We start from the raw sequence: 778 nt of genomic DNA, 5'->3' as shown, positions 1-778 counted from the left end.
GATTGAAACGAACCCGGCGGGGACATCGAGCGCGACGTCGCCGGCAACGGCCGTGGTGGTGGACACGACCACGCCGGCCGCGCCGGTTCTGACGAGCGCCACGGACGCAGTAGGTCCGGTCCAGGGTGTGATTCCGGCGAACGGTTTCACGGACGATTCCCACCCGACCATTGCAGGCACGGGCAAGGCTGGCGACATCATCACGATCCTGAACAATGGCGTGGCAATCGGCTCCACGACGGCGGACGTAAACGGCAAGTGGTCGTTCAAGCCCACGGCGGCCTTGCCGGAAGGCGCAACCGTCCTTACGGCCACCGACACCAACAAGGCAGGCACGACCAGCGCTGCTTCCGCGGCGCTTTCGTTCACGGTCGACACGCTTTCTGGCGCGCTGCCGGTGATCACCGGCGCCACGGACAACGTGGGCCCGGTGAAGGGCGAAGTCCTCTCAGGCGGGACCACCGACGATCCGAAGTGCGTGATCCACGGCACGGGCCATGTGGGCGACATCATCAAGGTGTACGACGGCTCGACGGCCTACTTCTGGGGTTCAGCCGTGGTGGTCGCGAACGGCACGTGGAGCATGACGCCCACGTCCGCTCTGAATGACAACACGCATAAGCTTTTTGCCATCGCAACGGCTGGGGATGGCACGGGAGCGGTTAGCGCCCAGACACCGTTTTTCCTGCTTACGGTCAACACCACTACCCCAGCCACGCCGGCCGCGCCGACCCTGACCGACGACAACGGCAACGCCATTCCCGCAGGCAGCACGACA

The 778-nt window shown here is 65.3% G+C and carries 1 protein-coding gene; it reads left to right on the top strand.

Going from position 1 to position 778, the window contains the following annotated elements:
• Positions 1 to 778 (top strand): Ig-like domain-containing protein (locus HB376_RS40605; protein WP_213769310.1); only part of this gene is annotated, 778 nt, incomplete at both ends.

Source organism: Caballeronia sp. dw_19 (assembly GCF_018449515.1).
In the GTDB taxonomy this organism is placed as follows: Bacteria; Pseudomonadota; Gammaproteobacteria; order Burkholderiales; family Burkholderiaceae; genus Caballeronia.
The sequence above is the reverse complement of the archived record's forward strand: the minus strand, read 5'-3'. Positions and strand labels throughout refer to the sequence as shown.